The 19915-nt window shown below is 46.5% G+C and carries 10 protein-coding genes; 6 read left to right on the top strand and 4 right to left on the bottom strand.

Annotated elements, in window-relative coordinates; genetic code table 11:
* Positions 1-8 precede the first annotated feature (8 nt).
* The 4 genes from DWX62_RS07635 to DWX62_RS07620 form a co-directional block, all read right to left on the bottom strand.
* On the bottom strand, positions 9-1628 hold the full coding sequence (locus tag DWX62_RS07635) for a RagB/SusD family nutrient uptake outer membrane protein (protein WP_005826347.1): 1620 nt from the start codon (positions 1626-1628) through the stop codon (positions 9-11).
* Between the two features lie 11 nt (positions 1629-1639).
* Positions 1640-4642, bottom strand: a complete 3003-nt coding sequence (locus tag DWX62_RS07630; protein ID WP_057256366.1) for a TonB-dependent receptor — start codon at positions 4640-4642, stop codon at positions 1640-1642.
* A gap of 719 nt (positions 4643-5361) precedes the next feature.
* A complete protein-coding gene (locus DWX62_RS07625) occupies positions 5362-7839 on the bottom strand; it encodes a glycoside hydrolase family 2 TIM barrel-domain containing protein (RefSeq protein WP_117680540.1) in 2478 nt (825 codons plus the stop codon).
* Between the two features lie 28 nt (positions 7840-7867).
* Positions 7868-9043 carry a glycosyl hydrolase 53 family protein gene (locus tag DWX62_RS07620; RefSeq protein ID WP_120172684.1) on the bottom strand — a complete coding sequence of 392 codons (1176 nt, stop codon included), beginning with the start codon at positions 9041-9043 and terminating at the stop codon, positions 7868-7870.
* 215 nt (positions 9044-9258) lie between these two features.
* Here DWX62_RS07620 and DWX62_RS07615 point away from each other — a divergent pair, with 215 nt between their 5' ends.
* The 6 genes from DWX62_RS07615 to DWX62_RS07590 all read left to right on the top strand — a co-directional run bounded on the left by DWX62_RS07615 (position 9259) and on the right by DWX62_RS07590 (position 19911).
* On the top strand, positions 9259-10263 hold the full coding sequence (locus DWX62_RS07615; RefSeq protein WP_022401549.1) for a LacI family DNA-binding transcriptional regulator: 1005 nt from the start codon (positions 9259-9261) through the stop codon (positions 10261-10263).
* Positions 10264-10282: 19 nt separating this feature from the next.
* Positions 10283-11656: an MFS transporter gene (locus DWX62_RS07610; protein ID WP_120172683.1), complete on the top strand. Its 1374-nt coding sequence runs from the start codon at positions 10283-10285 to the stop codon at positions 11654-11656.
* 321 nt (positions 11657-11977) lie between these two features.
* Positions 11978-14293 carry a family 65 glycosyl hydrolase domain-containing protein gene (locus DWX62_RS07605; RefSeq protein ID WP_120172682.1) on the top strand — a complete coding sequence of 772 codons (2316 nt, stop codon included), beginning with the start codon at positions 11978-11980 and terminating at the stop codon, positions 14291-14293.
* A 176-nt stretch (positions 14294-14469) separates the two neighbouring features.
* Positions 14470-15522: an efflux RND transporter periplasmic adaptor subunit gene (locus DWX62_RS07600; protein ID WP_044467721.1), complete on the top strand. Its 1053-nt coding sequence runs from the start codon at positions 14470-14472 to the stop codon at positions 15520-15522.
* Between the two features lie 50 nt (positions 15523-15572).
* Positions 15573-18602, top strand: coding sequence for an efflux RND transporter permease subunit (locus DWX62_RS07595; RefSeq protein WP_120172681.1), 3030 nt, complete (start codon positions 15573-15575; stop codon positions 18600-18602).
* Between the two features lie 34 nt (positions 18603-18636).
* Positions 18637-19911, top strand: a complete 1275-nt coding sequence (locus DWX62_RS07590) for a TolC family protein (RefSeq protein WP_120172680.1) — start codon at positions 18637-18639, stop codon at positions 19909-19911.
* Positions 19912-19915: the final 4 nt, after the last annotated feature.

Genomic DNA, 19915 nt, shown 5'->3' with positions numbered 1-19915 from the left:
CATTAATATTAGTATCCTTCATTCTGTACCAGGTTCTGATTAGAACCAACATCGTCTGAAGGCAAGGGGAACACTTGATAAAAGCTTTCAACAGATTTTCCTGCCGCAACTCCACCCTTCCATGGCCAAACATAATCAGCAGAAGTATATTTACCGAAGCGAATCAAATCTGTACGTCTTTGAGCTTCGTAGAATAGCTCACGTGCGCGTTCATCCATCATAAAGTCCAAAGTAAAATCACTATCGGAAATAGGTGCGGACGCCTTGTCTGAATATGCACGTTTACGCAAATCATTTACATATCCCAAAGCCTCTGTTTTTGTTGCTCCTTGTCCGCCACGAAGAACAGCTTCTGCTAAATTCAAATAGATTTCACCTAAACGGAATAATGGATAATCTGTCCAAGCTTCCGCAGATGCAGGTTTACTTCCATCTTTATTCACATTATAAAACTTGGTAACGGGAATGCCATTATTGACAAAATCAGCTTCATTTGTGATCTCAATATTTGTGGTAGCTTCTGTACGCAACATTGCTTTACGAGTATCCTTATCACTGCTATCCTCTTTTTCAAAGATATTATATAAAGACGACTTAGCTCTAACACCTTGCCAACCTCCCTTTGCATTCGTTTCTTCTTGAAAATCAGCAGAACCCCAGCATAACAAAGCTGTCATACCTCCCCAGGTCATTGTATCTTCACCTTCATATCTCAATGGGAAAATCATCTCTTTGGATTGGTCATTATCAGCTTTGAACATATCGCCATAAACCGGTTCCAATTGGTAACCTGCTGAAATAATCTTTTTAGAATAAGTCACACATTCAGTATATTTATTTACACCTACATACGTGTCTGCATTCAAATACAAGCGAGACAATGCAGCCCACAGAGCAGCTTTATTAGCATGTCCATAATTATCATTAAATCCAACTACAGGATCAAGCATATCACTTTCACATGCCAACATTTCACTTTCAATGTATTCAAATAATTGATCTTTCATAATTTGTTGTGGACGAACGCTACCAATAGGGCTGTTTTCATCTACAAACGGAACATTACGATACAAATCCAAAGCATACAGATACATCAAAGCACGCATAAAACGAGCTTCTGCACGGAAAGTTTTAATAGAAGCCTTTACTTGCTCTGAACAACCTCGTGAGGCAAGTTTATCATCAGTTGTTTCACGTAAAAACGCATTTGACAAGTTAATCTGATAATACAAACGATAATATGATCCTTTGATCCATGGACTTGAAGCAGCCCAAGAAATATGATTGAAGTCTGGAATACCAGGATCATTCCAGCAACAATGAGCGATATCAGAAGCCAATTCCTGCATATTCCACAATACGCGAATAAATGAAGCCTGAGAACCACCGTCAATGCCGACAACATCCTGGTCTGAGTCTCCACCTGCATTACCACCTATTACCAAACCTGCATATATTTTAGCCAAACTTTGTTCATAAGCTCCTATCTCCTTTCCAAAAACGACATCCGAAACCAATTCATCCTTATCCAATGGAACCGTATCCAGATCGTTCACACAAGAGGTAACCCCTAACATCGTACTCAAAAGGGCTGCCGACAATATATATTTATATTTTAATATTTTCATAACTTCATTGATTAAAAATTAAGATTCAAGCCTAACATAAATACACGAGGGCGAGGATAGATATTATTATCAACTCCACTACCGCTAATTTCAGGATCCAAACCATCATATTTGGTAATAACAAACGGATTCTGTACCGTGACATAAACACGTGCACTTTGTTTATCATTGAACAGCTTGTTAAAAGTGTATCCTAATGAAATATTGTCCATCCGTACAAAAGAAGCATTCTGAACATAGTAACTAGAACGATATTGCCCTGTCTTGAAATTTGTTTTCCATGCAGAAGTCAAACGATTTTTCAAGAAACCAGTTTGGTCATACATTTGTGAACCATCCCAAGCCTCACGATTGGATTGTACATTGTTATAAGCATAGTTTCCAATACTTGCACGCAAAGCAAATGACAAATCCCAATTCTTATAAGACAATTGAGAAGTTAATCCCATAAATACGTCAGGAGCAGACTTTTTGTAAGCGACCAAATCTTCTTCGTCTATTTTATTATCCCCATTTTGATCAACATAAGCACCTTCTATCGGATTTCCAGCCTTATCATAAAGTTGTTCCCATACATAGAATGAATTATAAGGATGATCAACAGCATTTATCATGATATTATAACCGGTTGCTCCATCAATACCAGTATGAATCACACCTTTATAAGCCGGGTCATCATTAAATGTCAATTTGGTAATTTCATTTTTATTATAAGAGATGTTATAACTCAATGTCCAGTCCCAATCTTTTGTCGTGATAGGATGAGCCGTCAAAGTAAGTTCAATACCTTTATTCTCCAATGTACCTACATTCGTCAACAACTGGTTACTAAAGTTTGTACCGGCAGGAGCTGTAACCGTATTCAGCAAATCATCAGTTTTACGATAATACAAATCAAGAGTACCTGTCAATTTGTTGTTCAATACACCGAAATCCAATCCAATATTGTAAGTTGTAGTTTCTTCCCATTTCAAGTTTTCATCATAAGCTTGAGGAGCAATCAATGAATACTTGTTATTACCAAAATAATAATTTGCTCCAGCTTTGGAATACATATAGCGAGCCATATAAGGATAGTCACCATTATTCAGGTTTTGCTGACCAGTAATACCATAGCCCAAACGCAACTTCAAATCAGAAAGCCAATCCACTCCCTTCAAGAAATTCTCTTCTTTCATCTTCCATGCCAAAGCAACTGAAGGAAATAATCCCCAACGATTGTCTTTATTGAAACGTGAAGAACCATCATTACGCAAGGTAAATGTCACCAAATAACGATTCAATAATGTATAATTCAAACGCCCAAAGAAAGAAACAAGATAGTTTTCAGTTGAATAATCTTCCATATCCTTATAGAATTCCTTACCAGTTTCTTCAGCTTTTACTGTAGAATAAGGATATTTGGTCCATGTAGAATTATAGAAATGCTGCCAAGAATAACCGCCCATAACATCGACATGATGTGCACCAAACTCTTTAGCATAATTCAAATAGAAATCCAGCAATGTATTCCGCTTCAATTGATAATAGCTGCTATTTTCCCCAAACCCAGTTTTATAGTTACCTTGGCACCAAGTCATAGGAGCATTATCTTCTATAATAACATCACCTTCACTCTTAGACACGTCGTAACCTAAATTCAAGTTTGCTCTCAATTCGGGCAGGAAATGAAACTTATAGTCAATTTGTGCATTACCAATACTTCTATAAACAGTTGATTCGTCATGCTTTGAATCTAAAATAGAAACGGGATTAGCCAAACCAATATCAACCGGTGTAGGATTATTGCCACTTTTCATATACATAAAGTAGCCGTTACCATAGGGATTTCCATCCATGTAAATAGGCTGTGTCGGATCATATTGCGTCGCCATACCTATCGCACCAGTATCTGCAAAACGGTTTGTATTATAAATGCCTTTCACATTCAACTGAATATTCAATTTCTTATCAAAGAAATTAGGATTCAAGCTAATAGCACCAGTCAAACGCTCCATATTAGAAGTCTTCAATATACCATTTTCATTGGTATAAGAAACTGATACACGATAGGGCATGTGTGGTATAGCACCAGAAACATTAACATTGTGGTCTGTACTGAAAGAGGTTTTGAATATTTCATCCTGCCAATCAGTATTTGCCTGACCTAATGCTTTAAACTGAGCACTTGATTCACCGAATTTAGAAGTCACAAATTCTCTAAATTCATTTGCAGACATTACATCTACTTTATTGGGTCTTGTATTAATAGAGAATGTACCGCTATAACCAACTTGTACACGTCCAGACTTTCCTTTTTTAGTATTAATAATAATAACACCGTTAGATGCACGAGAACCATAAATGGCTGTTGCAGAAGCATCTTTCAAAATAGTAAAAGTCTCAATATCATTGGGATGGACAGTAGCCAAAGGATTTGACATACCATTAATACCACCGTCATCTACAGGCACACCGTCAATAACAATCAACGGATTATTGGATGCAGACATAGAAGAACCGCCACGCACACGAATTGTAGCACCAGCTCCCGGAGCACCACCGTCAGTAATCACACTTACACCGGCAGCTTTACCAACCAACATATCAGTAGCAGATGTAACAGCACCTTTTACCATTTTATCTGCACTAATAGCCGTAACAGACCCAGTCAAATCATTCTTTTTGGCTGTACCGTAACCAATTACGACCACCTCGCCCAACAATTCCGCATCATCTTGTAATGTAATAATTACTGAAGGAGCAGCAGCTACTTCTTGCGTCTTGTATCCGATAAAAGACACGACCAACGTAGCTCCCTGAGGAACTGTCAATGTAAAATTACCATCAAGGTCAGTGATTGTACCATTCGTGGAATTTCCTTTTTCCACCACATTTGCGCCTATCACTCCTCCCAAAGCATCTTTTACATGCCCTTTCACGGTGATGTTCTGTGCATAAGCGCCTACAGACAAGAATAACCCTAACATTAGGGTAAGAATCGTTTGACAGATTCTAAGATTAACTTGCTTCATGCATTTAATAAATTAAAGTTAACAATATTAATTACCTATATATATTATTCGAAAAATAATTTTCGTACTTTCGCTTTCTAACGTCTTTCAAGTACCCAAAGCATGACGCAACAAAAATATGCTTTATTACTTTAGTAAAGTATAAAGAGAGTGTAAAATGTGGGAAACGAACAGTGCAAACGATTGCATGCGGTTGCACAAGATAGAAAAATCACTTGATATATCATAATACAGCGCTTCTCTCCACTCTACATGTGGCATTCTTGCACATAACATATATGTTTATTCTGCTGAAGTACAGAGATTTTCACCGCCTAACGACCGTTAGGCGATTTGTTGATGGCCGTTGGCAGATCGCTTTACGGCCGTCAACAAATCGCTTTACGACCGTTAAGCACTACACAACATCAAGACAAAACAAAAGAAACACAAAGCTTTTACTGAAGAAATGCCATGCATGTATAAACCAAGCAACATACTTTCAGGATATGAATAACGTGTCTGCACAATATTAATATGCCATTAACACGATATTAACAAAATGGCCGACATGATATTAACTTATTACATTACAATAAGTTAACATCATGTCGGCCCTAAAAACAGAGGTGGAAGCAAAATTTGCTTCCACCTTTTTCTGTTGCTTCCACCGCACCTCAAACACCGATGAACAAAGGGGTACAGAGCAGGTGTGGTAGAGTGGAAGCAAATAGTGCTATTTATTTCTCTGAAGTATAAAGTACCAGCTTTCCGGACTTCAATCCTTTAGCCCTTGCCTCAAACACAATCTCACCGGCTTGCTCGCCACTCTGCACAATAGCCGTCAGCTGACCGCTGAAAGCCGGCATCTTGGGCAAATGGAACAAATCGAGGCTGGTAGCATCTCCATTGGCAGCAGCGCGATATTTTCCGGCACCCTTCACCGAGAAATTTACCATGCGGCTGTCTGCCGGACAAAGATTACCGTCCTTATCCACGACACGGACTGTGATATATGCCAGGTCCTTACCATCGGCAGACAAGCGGGTGCGGTCGGCAACCAGCTCCAGATGATGGGGCTTGCCAGCGGTACGAATCACCTTTTCTTCTGCAGGCTTGCCGGAAGCATCATAAGCCACCACTTTCACTTCGCCCGGTTCATAAGGAACATCCATCCACATCAAGCGATAGCGACGCTGCAAAGCAAGGGAGTCCCGGCCTTCCAAAGCACGGCTTTCATCAGCAGTAAGTTTCCGTTGTTTGCCATAACTCTTTCCGTTGACGAACAGTTCGGCACTGGGATAGCTGGTGTAAACAAAAACCGGAGTATTCTCCCCTTCCCTGCCCGGCCACGTCCAGTGCGGAAGGACATGCAAGGTATTTGCCTGCTTGTTCCATAGGCTGCGGTACAGATAGAAACGGTCTTTGGGGAGGCTTGCCAAGTCTATGATACCGAAAACGGAGCTGTGGCTGGGCCAGGAATCCGTACTATAAGGAGAAGGCTCACCCAAATAATCAAAGCCCGTCCAGACGAACTGTCCGATTGTCCAGTCATAATCATCAGACAAAGCAAAATCCTCATCGGGAAGATTCGACCAGGAACAACACTCCACATCATAACCGGAGCACTGATGGTCATCATACATCACACTGGCACCCTTCTGTACGGGAAATTTATAGACACCACGAGAACTTACAGTGGAAGCCGTCTCCGAACCGAGCACAATATTCTGTGGAAGAGTCTCATAAGACTCCACATAACGGTGAGCCCGATAATTAAGACCGGGTACATCAATCATTGCCGCAAACCCGTTGGCAAGCACGCAAGTTACCTGGTCCATACCGCAAGTAACGGGGCGTGTAGGGTCTTCGCGATGGCAAATATCCTGCAGGAAAGAAGCCACTTTGTAGCCCTCGGGACTACATTGGGTAGGAACCTCATTTCCTATACTCCACATTACCACACAAGGATTGTTCCGATAATGATGCAGCATGTTTACCATATCCTTTTCTGCCCATTCGTTGAAATAGCGGTGATAACCATTCTCACATTTGGCAATATCCCATTCATCGAAAGGTTCCAACATCATCATAAAGCCCATCTCGTCACAGAGTTCCACCAATTCGGGTGTAGGCATATTGTGGGAGGTACGGACTGCATCACATCCCATATCCTTCAATAATGTCAACTGACGGCGAAGAGCAGCCACATTGACAGCCGCACCCAACGGGCCCAAATCGTGGTGATTGCATACCCCCTGGAATTTACGGTGCTTACCATTCAGGAAGAATCCCTTATCAGCTATAATCTCAATGCTGCGGATACCAAAACGCGTGGTATATTCGTCAGTCTGTTTGCCATCTACATAAATCTTAGATACTGCCTTATATAAATAAGGTGTCTCAGGGGACCACAGAGACGGAGCATTTATCAGAAAATTCTGCTCAAATGGCTGTCCGTGATTAATTTTCCGGCTATTATCCTTACGGGCTACTATCTTACCGTCCGGCGCAATAATATCAGTAGAAATACGAACATCCGCATCACCGGCATTCCGTATTGTAGTACGCAGACGCACGGAAGCGTATTCAGCAGAAACATGCGGTGTGGTGAGCTGTGTACCCCAAACCGGAACATGAACACGTTCCGTAGTAACTAGGCGGACATTGCGATACAATCCCGCCCCCGGATACCAACGGGAGGACTGGGGTCTGTTTTCCAGACGGACAGCCAGCACATTGTTTTTACCGTCGGCATTCAGCAAACCGGTAACATCGCAATGAAAAGAGTTATACCCGAAAGGCCAGAAACAAGCTTCTTTCCCATTGACATAGACCCGAGCCTCACTCATAGCACCATCGAAAACCAGAGTGACCTGCTTGTCTGCAGAAGCATCAAAAGCCGTACGATACCAACCGACACCCACATAAGGCAACCCTCCGGTACGCCCGGTCTTTACGGAAGCTTGTTTTTCAAGGTCTTGCGTAACCGCTACCTCCTGCAAATCGTTGTTGCGGTCGAACGGACCAAAGATGGCCCAATCATGAGGAATGGTCACTGTTTCCCACTTACTGTCGTCTAAATTTGTTTGTGTTGCTTCGGGAACATCTCCCTTGGTGAACTTCCAGTTCTTTTCCAACAATGCTTCTGTACGCTGCGCCATTGCCGCCAAGGCAAAAAAAGCGCAGCAGGAAAAGATAAGTATTGTCTTTCTCATTCTTCTTTAAAAGATTTTGTTAATATAATTATTTAAAAGCATCCATTATCACAGTGGGGCGGCCGTCTTCAGTGAATGCCCCCAGCCGATATTGGTTCGGCCTGCATTCCGGTTCCCAGTAGAACACGCCCTTGCAGCGTCCGCCGGTATTCTCCTTGCACTCTTTCAGGATACGTGCCAGTTGGCGTTTCCCTTCTGCCAGCACGGAAGCACTTGCCAGATTCCCTTTGTCGTCGGCACACTCCATGCCGGTTTCCACCACCATCACGTCACAGTTGTATTTCCGGGCTACACTATTAATATTGGCAATACACTCGGTGATAGTTCTATCAGCTGTATATTCCTTGTGCTCGAGCATCGTCCAGTAAGGATAGAGCGACATGCCTATCATATCCCACTTACCGCCATTGGCTCTCAGTTCATCAAAGAACCAGGTATACAATTCGTTGTCATATCCATTGTCCAGATGGACGATGACAATGGCATCGTCGAAGACGGACTTTACCGCATCGTATCCTACATTGATAAAAGCAGCCAGGTTGGCAAAGTTCTCACGGTATTTCACTTCCTCGGAAGTGCTGTTGGAACCCTTTACATCACATTCCCTCACATCATAGGACGCACCACTCAATGCAGCATCTTCATCCCAGAGCATCCCCGAACGGATTTCATTACCTACCTGAACCCACTTGGGAGTAACTCCTGCCGCTTTCAGCGCATTAAGTACATCGGCAGTATGACCGGCGACGGCTTTCTTCAAGTCGGCCAAGTTCAGTCCTTTCCATGCAGCAGGCTTATGCTGCTGTCCAGGGTCGGCCCACCAGTCACTGTAATGGAAGTCTACCATTACGTCCATGCCCAGCTCTGCGGCACGCTTGGCTTTCGTCACCAAATCGGCCGTATTGCACCAGTTATCGTGTTCTTTGGGGTCGAGCCATACTCTGAGTCGAACCGCATTCAGGCCCAAATCCTTCATCAGCTGGAAACAATCGGTCTCCACACCGGAGGTATTGTAAAATTTCATACCCTTATGTTCCATCTCCGTCACCCAACTGATGTCGGCACCTTTAGCAAAGTCTGTAGCCAGAGGTTCCTCCTTATCGGGAAGTCCACCAGCATTGGGGTCTGTCTCATTATTGCTGCTGCATGCAAATACTGCAAAGGCAATACAAAAAAAGAAAGTCAAAAACTTCATGTGTTTCATGGCGTTATCATCATTAATTGCGTACTGCAAATATAAGCATTTAGGGAATATAGAACTATATATCACCTTAATTTGTCAAAATACGGGTATCTGCAATCGTTTGCACAAACTTACAACCCGATAAACCTCAACGGATAAGCACAATTTACCTTATTACGTTATTTTTGCAATCGGATTAGGGAAGTTTACCTTATCTTTGTCCTCAAAACTATACCATGAATAAACCGCAGATTACCATCAAGGATATTGCCCGGGCGCTGAATGTCTCCCCCTCCACTGTGTCGAGGGCGCTGAAAGACAATCCGGACATCAGCAAGGAAACACGTGACCTTGTCCATGCCTATGCGCGCGAGCATAACTACAAGCCCAACGTACTTGCCGTAAATCTCCGCGCAAGCCGCAGCAATACCATCGGCGTCATTGTCCCCCAACTGGTACACCACTTCTTTTCCTGCGTATTGAGCGGAATTGAGAAAGCAGCGGCGGATGCCGGATATAATATCATAGTGGCGCAGAGCAGCGAATCGTACGAGCAGGAAGTGAAAATTGTACATTCTTTCCTTGCCGCCCGTGTCTGCGGAGTCATCGCTTCACTTGCCAAGGACACTTCCCAATACGACCATTACCAGGAGCTGCTGAACAACGATATTCCCATTGTCTTTTACGACCGTATATGTACGGGGCTGAAAACCGAGCGAGTGGTGGTGGACGACTATGCCGGCTCCTTTGCAGCCGTGGAATACATGATACAGACCGGATGCAAGCGTATCCTTTTCTATGGTGCGGCTCCCCACCTAGAGATTACCAAGAATCGCCGGAACGGCTACCTGGATGCCATGAAGAAGTATAAAATTCCGGTGGACGACAGCATGATTCTGTTGTGCGACACCCGTGAACGCGCCATCTCCATCACTCCCGACCTGCTGGAAAGCGAAAACCGCCCTGACGGTTTCTTTGCCATCAACGACGAGACAGCTTCGGGCATACTGTATGCCTGCAAACTGGTCGGCGTAAAAGTTCCCGATGAAGTATCCATCTGCGGATTCACCGACGGAGCCATTGCCCAAAGCACCGACCCGAAGCTGACTACCGTGGAGCAGCATGGCGAGGAAGTAGGTAAAAGCGCTTTCAGCATTCTGACCGGAAAGCTGGAGGGAGAAGAGAAAAGCAACAACAAGATAGTACGTACCAATCTGGTGATAAGAGGAACTACGAAATAATAAAACATATTAAACCATCATGAAAGTAAAACCCGATTTAAGTTTCTGGAAGCTGTGGAACATCAGCTTTGGTTTTTTCGGCGTACAGATTGCATATGCTTTGCAGAGTGCAAACATCAGCCGTATCTTTTCCACTTTGGGTGCAGACCCGCATAATTTGAGTTATTTCTGGATATTACCGCCGTTGGCAGGTATCATTGTACAACCCATCGTGGGAGCCGCCAGTGACAAGACCTGGACACGCTTCGGGCGGCGCATCCCTTATCTGTTTATAGGTTCGTTGGTGGCCGTACTCGTCATGTGCCTGCTACCCAATGCCGGAAGCTTCGGCATGGCAGTAAGTACAGCCATGATTTTCGGACTGGTATCGCTGATGTTCCTCGACACCTCCATCAATATGGCCATGCAACCCTTCAAAATGATGGTGGGCGACATGGTGAATGAGAAACAAAAAGGACTCGCCTACTCCATCCAGAGTTTTCTCTGCAATGCAGGCAGCCTGGTGGGATATCTCTTCCCGTTCATCTTTGCATGGATTGGCATCAGCAATACAGCTCCCCAAGGAGTAATCCCCGACTCGGTGATTTACTCATTCTACATCGGAGCGGCCATCCTTATCTTCTGCGTCATCTACACTTCGGTCAAAGTAAAAGAGATGCCGCCTGCCGAATATGCAGAGTATCACGGCATCACCGAAGAAGAGGAACATGAAAAGACCAACATGCTGAAGCTGCTCATCAAGGCTCCGAAAGCATTCTGGACTATCGGACTGGTACAGTTCTTCTGCTGGTTTGCTTTTATGTTCATGTGGACCTATACCAACGGCAGCATCGCTGCCAATGCTTTTGATGCTCCTACAGTAGAGCACCTGGTAGATGGTGTCACCAAAGTGGTACTCGACACCAAGAGCCTGCAATATCAGAATGCCTCCGACTGGGTAGGCGTACTGTTTGCCGTACAAGCCATCGGCTCTGTGCTTTGGGCCATCTGCATACCGATGTTCAAGGACCGTCGCCGGGTCTACTCACTCAGCCTTGTTCTGGGAGGTATAGGTTTCATTTCCACCTACTTCATACACGACCCTTATATGCTCTTCATTTCCTTCTTGCTGATAGGTTGTGCATGGGCTGCCATGCTGGCACTGCCGTTCACCATCCTGACCAACGCACTGAGCGGAGGACACATGGGTACTTATCTGGGACTTTTCAACGGTACTATCTGTATCCCGCAGATTATAGCAGCTGCTTTGGGCGGCACCATCCTTGCCTTGTTTACTCCCCAAGGAGGACTGCCTCCTGAAATCAATATGCTTGTGCTGGCAGGAATCATGCTGATAATCGGCGCCGCCTGCGTATACCTCATCAAAGAGAACCAAGGAGAAAAAAGCAAGTAAGCACACGCCTCCGAAACATAACACACAAAGAACCGAGACCGGCACACCGTACAAAGGACAGCCGTTATCTTTGTAATAAAGACATGAATCATACCGTATGATTACCATAATCATATCGTATGATTCATGCTTTCATACCGTATGATTGTTACCTCTTCTTCTGACCGTACATAGCATCTGTTATTGACGAGCCTACCAGCCCTCCGGCAAGAAAGCAGGTAAAAAAAAGCCTACCGCACGTTTGTTTTTTTCCTTTCCATTTCTTCTTTATTTCCGCATATTGCTTAACTTTACGGCGATAACTACAGAAAACACGTCGCCATGAAGAAATACCTCAAGACCGATGAATGGAACATCATCGAAGACCAATTCCACCCCGACCGTCAACGGATGTCGGAAAGTATATTCAGTCTCGGAAACGGACGTTTCGGGCAACGGGGGTATTTTGAGGAGCCTTACAGCAGTGACAGTTACCGTGGTTCATTTGTGGCCGGCATCACTTTCCTGGACAAAACCCGCGTAGGATGGTGGAAGAACGGATTTCCCCCATATTACACCCGTATACCCAAGGCTGCTGACTGGAGCCGCATCAACCTGCGCCTCATCGATGAGGAACTCGATTTGGCAGGCTGGGATGTCGACAGCTTCAACCGCCGCCTGGATATGAAGGAAGGTATCTCCTACCGGGACATGGAGGTGACGTCTCCTCGCGGAAACCAGCTCCGCATCCATGTAGAGCATATCACAAATATGGCAAGACCCAACCTCTGTCTCATCAAGTACAGCGTGTCTTCCATCAACTATACCGGCAGAATCTCACTCGTGCCCATCCTTGACGGGAATATAGTAGACGATGCCGATCTGCCAAACCTGAAAATATGGAACATACTGCGTTCCGGTTCTACCAGCAGCTGTGCCTATCTCTGGACACAGACCCGCCGGGAAGATGCACAAGTGTGCTACGCCATGACTTACCAATTCTTCAAAAACAACAAGGAAACCACTGCCAACCCCATACGGATAGAAAAGGAAAAGCAGACCGGTTTCAGCGTAGGTGCCGACGTGAAACCCGGAGACAACGTGACACTCATCAAATACACCGCCATTGCTTCTTCTCTCTACCACGAACGGAGTGAATTGGTGGAACACTCCGTGGCCGAGGCACGCGAAGCCAAGAGCATAGGCTGGAATACGCTGGTAGAAGAGCATCGAAGGGCCTGGCAGGAAATCTGGGACGAAACGGATGTCGTCATCGAAGGGGATCCGGAAGCGCAACAAGGTATCCGGTACAACATATTCCAGCTGTATCAGACTTACCGGGGAGATGATCCGCGCCTAAACATCGGCCCCAAAGGATTCACCGGAGAAAAATATGGCGGAAATACTTATTGGAACACGGAACTGTGTTGTGTACCGTTTTTTCTGCTCTCCACTCCCAAAGAGATTGCAAAGAACTTGCTGGCATATCGGTACAACCAGCTTCCCAAAGCCATCGAAAACGCCCGTAAACTGGGTTTCAAGGACGGTGCAGCGTTGTTTCCGCAGGTAACCAACAATGGAGAGGAATGCCACAGTGAATGGGAAATAACCTTCGAGGAAATCCACCGTAACAATATCATTGTCTATGCCATCGTTCAGCATGCAGCGCTGACGGGCAATATGGACTATATCGCTAAATATGGCCTGGAAGTAATGATTGCCGTCAGCCGTTTCTGGAGACAACGGGTATCCTTCTCCCAACCCAAACAGAAATATGTCATACTGGGGGTTACCGGCCCGGATGAATACGAAAACAATGTGGACAACAACTGGTACACTAACTATTCCTGTATACAGTGCCTCAAGATGACCCTCCGTTTTCTGGAAATGGTGGCACAGCAATATCCGGATGAATATGCCCACATACGCCGCATCACCAATCTCGACCAAGTGAAGGAAAGTGCCCGGTGGAGAGACATCATCGAACACATGTATCTGCCGGAAGACAAGGAACGGGGTATTTTTATCCAAAATGACGGCTATATGGATAAAGTACTGGAAAGTACAGATAACATTCCTGCCGAAGAACGCCCCATCAACCAACATTGGTCATGGGACCGCATTCTGCGCTCTTGCTACATCAAGCAGAGCGACGTGTTGCTCGGACTTTACCTCTATTATTTCTATTTCGACACGGAAACCGTCCGCCGCAATTTCGAGTTCTATGAGCCGATGACCGTACACGAATCCTCCCTTTCTCCCCACATCCATTCCATCCTGGCTGCACGCATCGGCAAAGTGGAAAAAGCTTACCAGCTTTTCCTGCATGCCACGCGGCTTGACCTGGACGACTACAACAACGAAGCGGACCAAGGTCTGCACATAACCAGTATGCCCGGCAGCTGGCTGGCCATTGTACGCGGATTTGCAGGTATGCAGGTGCTGAAGGAGACATTGTGTTTCTCCCCCGTCATACCGCAAAAATGGGACAGCTATTCATTCAAGGTGAATTATCTGAAAAACACACTTCACATACGGGTAAGAAAAGAAATCGAAATCTCGCTTACAGCAGGCAGCAAAGTGGACATACAAGTCTACGGACACCCATATACGCTGGAACGGGGGACGGAATTGAAAATTAATATGCCAATGTGCTAATTGGCTACGCAATATTTATGCTGCGCTATCACGCCGCAGATCATTGGCACATTAGCATATTAGCACATTGGCACATTAAATCATCATTTATCCTATAACCGGGAGAACATTTGGTTGTTTTCCCGGTTTTATGTTTTTATATATACCTGAACGAATAACTATATACTTGTTTACCAATGAAAAAAATGTTTCTTTTCGCCCTGGTTACGACGTTGTTCATCACGTCGTGCGGGCAAAAACAAAAGGGTAGCAATACCCTTATCCGACCGGTGAAGACTGCGCAAGTCAGTTCACAGTCGGTTATCCGCAAAGACTTCTCCGGAATAGTGGAAGCCGTGGAATATGTGAGACTTGCCTTCCGCGTCAGCGGACAAATCATCAGCCTCCCGGTTGTAGAGGGACAGCGGGTAAAAAAGGGGCAACTGATTGCCGCCATCGACCCACGCGACATCTCCCTGCAATATGCAGCCGACAAGGCTGCCTACGAAACAGCTGCCGCACAAGTGGAACGTAACAAACGGCTGCTTGGCCGCCAGGCTATCTCCGTGCAGGAATACGAAATCAGCGTAGCCAACTATCAGAAAGCAAAATCCACTTACGAGTTGTCCGGCAACAATATGCGGGATACGCGGCTGACAGCCCCTTTCGAGGGTTCCATCGAAAAACGGCTGGTAGAGAACTATCAGCGTGTCAATGCAGGAGAAGGGGTTGTACAGCTGGTAAATACACAGAAGCTACGAATCAAGTTCACCGTACCGGATGATTATCTCTATCTGCTCCGTGCCAAGGACGTAAAGTTCAAGGTGGTGTTCGACAGTTACCCTGCAGAGGCTTTCGATGCCAGACTGGAAGAGTATCTTGACATCTCCACAGCAGGGACGGGTATTCCGGTGACAATAACAATTGACGACCCGCACTTTGACCGTACACGTTATGACGTAAAACCGGGATTCACATGCAAAATAAAGCTGGCATCGGATGTCGCTCCCTTTCTGGAAGAAAAGCTGATGAATGTACCGTTAAGCGCCGTATTTGGCGACAGTGAAAACCGGAAAACGTATGTATGGGTGGTGGAAGGTAATAAAGTCAGTCGCCGCGAAGTGACCGTTTATTCTCCAACGGGAGAGGCAAACCTGCTTATCTCTAAAGGGTTGGAACCGGGAGAAACCGTTGTGACGGCCGGAGTATACCAGCTGACAGAAGGAGAAGCAATAAAGGTACTAATGTGATTAATCACATTGGCACATTACATTCCCCATTTATCTAAAAAATATTCATTATGAATCTAGCCAAATATTCATTAGACAACACGAAGATAGTCTACTTCTTTCTGGCTGTGCTGCTTATCGGCGGCATACTGTCATTCGGCAGGTTGGGAAAGAAGGAAGACGCACCTTTCGTCATCAAGTCGGCAGTCATCATGACACGCTACCCGGGAGCGGAGCCGGCAGAAGTGGAACGGCTCGTCACCGAACCCATCTCCCGAGAAATACAGTCGATGAGCGGCGTCTACAAGATAAAGTCAGAGTCTATGTACGGACTCTCCAAGATAACCTTCGAACTGCAACCGTCACTCTCTGCCGCATCCATTCCGCAGAAGTGGGACGAACTGCGGCGTAAAGTGCTCAACATACAGCCCCAACTGCCCGCAGGCTCTTCTGTGCCGACCGTCTCGGATGATTTTGGAGACGTTTTCGGCATCTATTACGGCCTGGTGGGTGACGACGGTTTCTCTTATGAAGAAATGAGAAACTGGGCGGAACGAATCAAGACACAAGTCATCACGGCAGACGGTGTGATGAAGGTAGCCCTTTTCGGTACACAGACAGAGGTCATCCATATATTCATCTCCGTAAACAAGCTGGCAGGAATGGGTATCGACCCCAAGCAGCTGGCCGGCCTGCTGCAATCGCAGAACCAGATTATCAATACGGGTGAAATCAGTGCCGGAGAACAACAGTTACGCATCGTGGCCAACGGCACCTACACGACTGTCGATGATATCCGCAACCAGGTTATCACTACCTCCGGCGGACAAGTCAAGCTGGGCGACATCGCCATCATTGAAAAGGGATACATGGAACCTCCCGGCAATATCATGCACATCAACGGGAAGCGCGCCATCGGTATCGGCATCTCCACCGACCCGACAAAGGATGTGGTAAAAACCGGTGAACTGGTAGACCGGAGGCTTGCCGAACTCATGCCCCTCATCCCCGTGGGGCTGGAACTGGAAAGTCTGTATCCCGAAAACGTGATTGCCAAAGAAGCCAACAACGGGTTCATCATCAATCTGATAGAATCCATCCTGATTGTGATTGTAATCATCATGCTGGTGATGGGTATGCGTGCAGGAGTACTGATTGGCTCTTCCCTTATATTCTCTATCGGAGGCACACTGCTCATTATGTCGTTTCTTGGCGTAGGTCTGAACCGGACCTCCCTCGCCGGATTCATCATAGCCATGGGAATGCTGGTGGACAATGCCATCGTGGTGACAGATAATGCCCAAATTGCCATTGCCCGCGGCATCGACCGCCGGAAAGCGCTGATAGACGGTGCCACCGGCCCCCAATGGGGATTGCTGGGAGCAACGTTCATTGCCATCTGTTCGTTTCTGCCACTGTATCTGGCTCCCTCTTCCGTAGCCGAAATCGTGAAACCGCTATTCGTAGTGCTGGCCATTTCCCTGGGATTAAGTTGGGTGCTGGCGTTGACACAAACCACTACATTCGGCAACTTCATACTGAAAGCAAAGGCTAAAGATGGTAGCAAGGACCCATACGACAAGCCTTTCTACCATAAATTCGCCTCCATCCTCAGCACACTGATACGCAAGAAGGCGTTGACCCTTGGAAGCATTACAGCACTGTTCATCCTCTCCCTCATCGTCATGGGACTGATGCCCCAGAACTTCTTCCCTTCTCTGGACAAGCCCTACTTTCGGGCAGATGTATTCTATCCGGACGGGTACAGCATCCGCGAAGTAGAAACCGAAATGAAAAAGGTGGAAGCGCATCTGATGCAGCAGCCGGAAGTGAAACGGGTATCCGTCACATTCGGCAGCACACCGTTGCGTTACTATCTGGCCTCCACTTCCGTCGGTCCCAAACCTAACTTCGCCAATATCCTGGTGGAAGTAACGGACAGCAAATATACCAAGAAGCAGGAAGAGAACCTTGATGCCTACATGAAGGCCAACTATCCCAATGCCATCACCCGTACCATGTTGTTCAAACTCTCTCCTGCTGTAGATGCCGCCATTGAAATCGGGTTCATCGGCAATAACACGGATACGCTGGTCATGTTGACCAACAAGGCTCTGGACATCATGCACCGTGACGGCGAACTTATCAACGTGCGCAACTCCTGGGGCAATAAGATACCGGTATGGCATCCCGTTTACAGTCAGGAGCGTGCACAACCGTTGGGTATCTCCCGTCAAAGCATGGCACAGAGTATCCAGATCGGTACGAACGGCATGACACTTGGGGAATACAGGGAAGGAGACCAGGTACTTCCCGTTCTGTTGAAGGATAAAACTATCGACTCTTTCCGCATCAACGACTTGCGTACACTCCCCGTATTCGGCACTGCACGCGAAACAACCACTCTGGAACAAGTCGTCAGCCGGTTCGACTTCCAGTACAAGTTCTCCAATGTGAAAGACTACAACCGGCAGATGGTGATGATGGCGCAGGCCGACCCACGCCGCGGTGTGAATGCCATTGCCGCCTTCAACCGTATATGGAAGCAAGTGCAAAAAGAGATTGATGTACCCGAAGGTTACACCATGAAATACTTCGGAGAGCAGGAAAGCCAGGCAGAAAGCAATGCCGCACTGGCAGCTAACCTGCCGCTGACATTCTTCCTTATGTTCGTCACCTTGCTGTTTCTGTTCCGCAGCTACCGGAAGCCGATTGTTATCCTGCTGATGCTGCCGCTTATCTTTATAGGTATTGTACTGGGACTGGTGGTATTGGGGAAATCATTCGACTTCTTCTCCATCCTCGGCTTGCTGGGGCTGATTGGAATGAATATCAAGAATGCCATCGTGCTGGTGGACCAGATTGATACGGAAACCGCTGCCGGAAAAGCACCGCGTGAAGCCGTTATCAGTGCAACGACCACCCGTATTGTCCCGGTGGCCATGGCATCGGGTACCACTATCCTGGGAATGTTGCCGTTATTGTTCGACGCCATGTTCGGCGGCATGGCGGCAACCATCATGGGTGGTTTGCTGGTAGCCTCGGCATTGACACTATTCGTGCTGCCGGTGGCTTATTGCGCCATTCATAAAATCAAGTGAGAGAACATTCAACAATTTACAGTTTACCTATTGAATGATGAAAACAAATATACTTATTCTATCATTACTGTGCTCAGGACTGAATGCCGGGGCACAACAAGCATATCTGAGCCGCGAAGAATACCGCGACAAGGTAGAAGCATACAGCCAGATTCTGAAACAACAGCATCTGAAAACATTCGCCAGTACCGAGGCACGCAAGATTGCCTCCACCGGTTTCCTGCCCCAGATTGACATCACCGCCGAGGGTACCGCCAATCTCAATCATCTGGACCAATGGAACAGTCCGAAAGGAGACTACCGCCCTTATACCTATCAGGCACTTGCCACCTTGACGCAGCCGCTTTATACCGGAGGTTCCCTAATAGCCCAAAAGAAAGTGGCGCAAGCCGACGAGGCACTGGCTCAACTTACCACAGAGCTGGCCCTCGACCAGATACACTATCAAAGTGACGCCGTCTATTGGAATGCCTCTGCCGCCCGTGCCGGTCTGAAAGCCGCGGCAACCTTTCAGGATATTGTACAACAGCAGTACGACATCATCCAAGACCGCTTTGATGACGGTACCATCAGCCGCACAGACTTGCTGATGATTTCCACCCGGCGTAAGGAGGCCGAATTGCAGTACATCAAGGCACGCCAAAACCATACCCTTGCCCTGCAAAAACTGAATATCCTTATGGGCTCGGAACCGGACGCTCCCATAGACAGCATAGCCGAAATAGATATACCGACTGCTCCCATCATCCCTTTGGGCCTGGATGATGTGCTGCCCCGCCGGGCAGAATATGCCAGTACCTCCGTGAACATCGCCCGCAGTGAAGCGCAACGGCATGCTGCCCTCAGCCGCTACAACCCACAAGTCAGCATGTTCCTCGCCACCGGTTGGGATACGGGAATCGCCTATATGGGGCAGGATATACCTCATACTCCCGTCGCAGGGGTCAACGTCAGCATCCCCATCTTCCGTTGGGGAGCCCGCTTCAAGACAAACCGCCAACAGAAAGCCTATATCGGCATACAAAAGCTGCAACAAAGCTATGTAACGGACAATATTCTGGAAGAGCTCTCCGCAGCCACCACAAAGCTAACGGAAACTGAACAGCAAGTCAAGACAGCCCGAGAGAATATGACACTCGCCGAAGAGAATCTGGGCCTTGTCACCTTCTCTTATAATGAAGGAAAAGCCAGCATGGCAGATGTGTTGTCCGCACAACTCTCGTGGACGCAGGCACACACCAACCTGATTGATGCGTATCTGGCGGAGAAGATGGCGATGGCTGAATATTGGAAGGTGGTTAGTGAATGAAATG

The organism is Bacteroides sp. AF20-13LB (assembly GCF_003603065.1).
GTDB lineage: Bacteria > Bacteroidota > Bacteroidia > Bacteroidales > Bacteroidaceae > Bacteroides > Bacteroides uniformis.
This window is presented reverse-complemented; position numbering and strand designations above follow the sequence as displayed.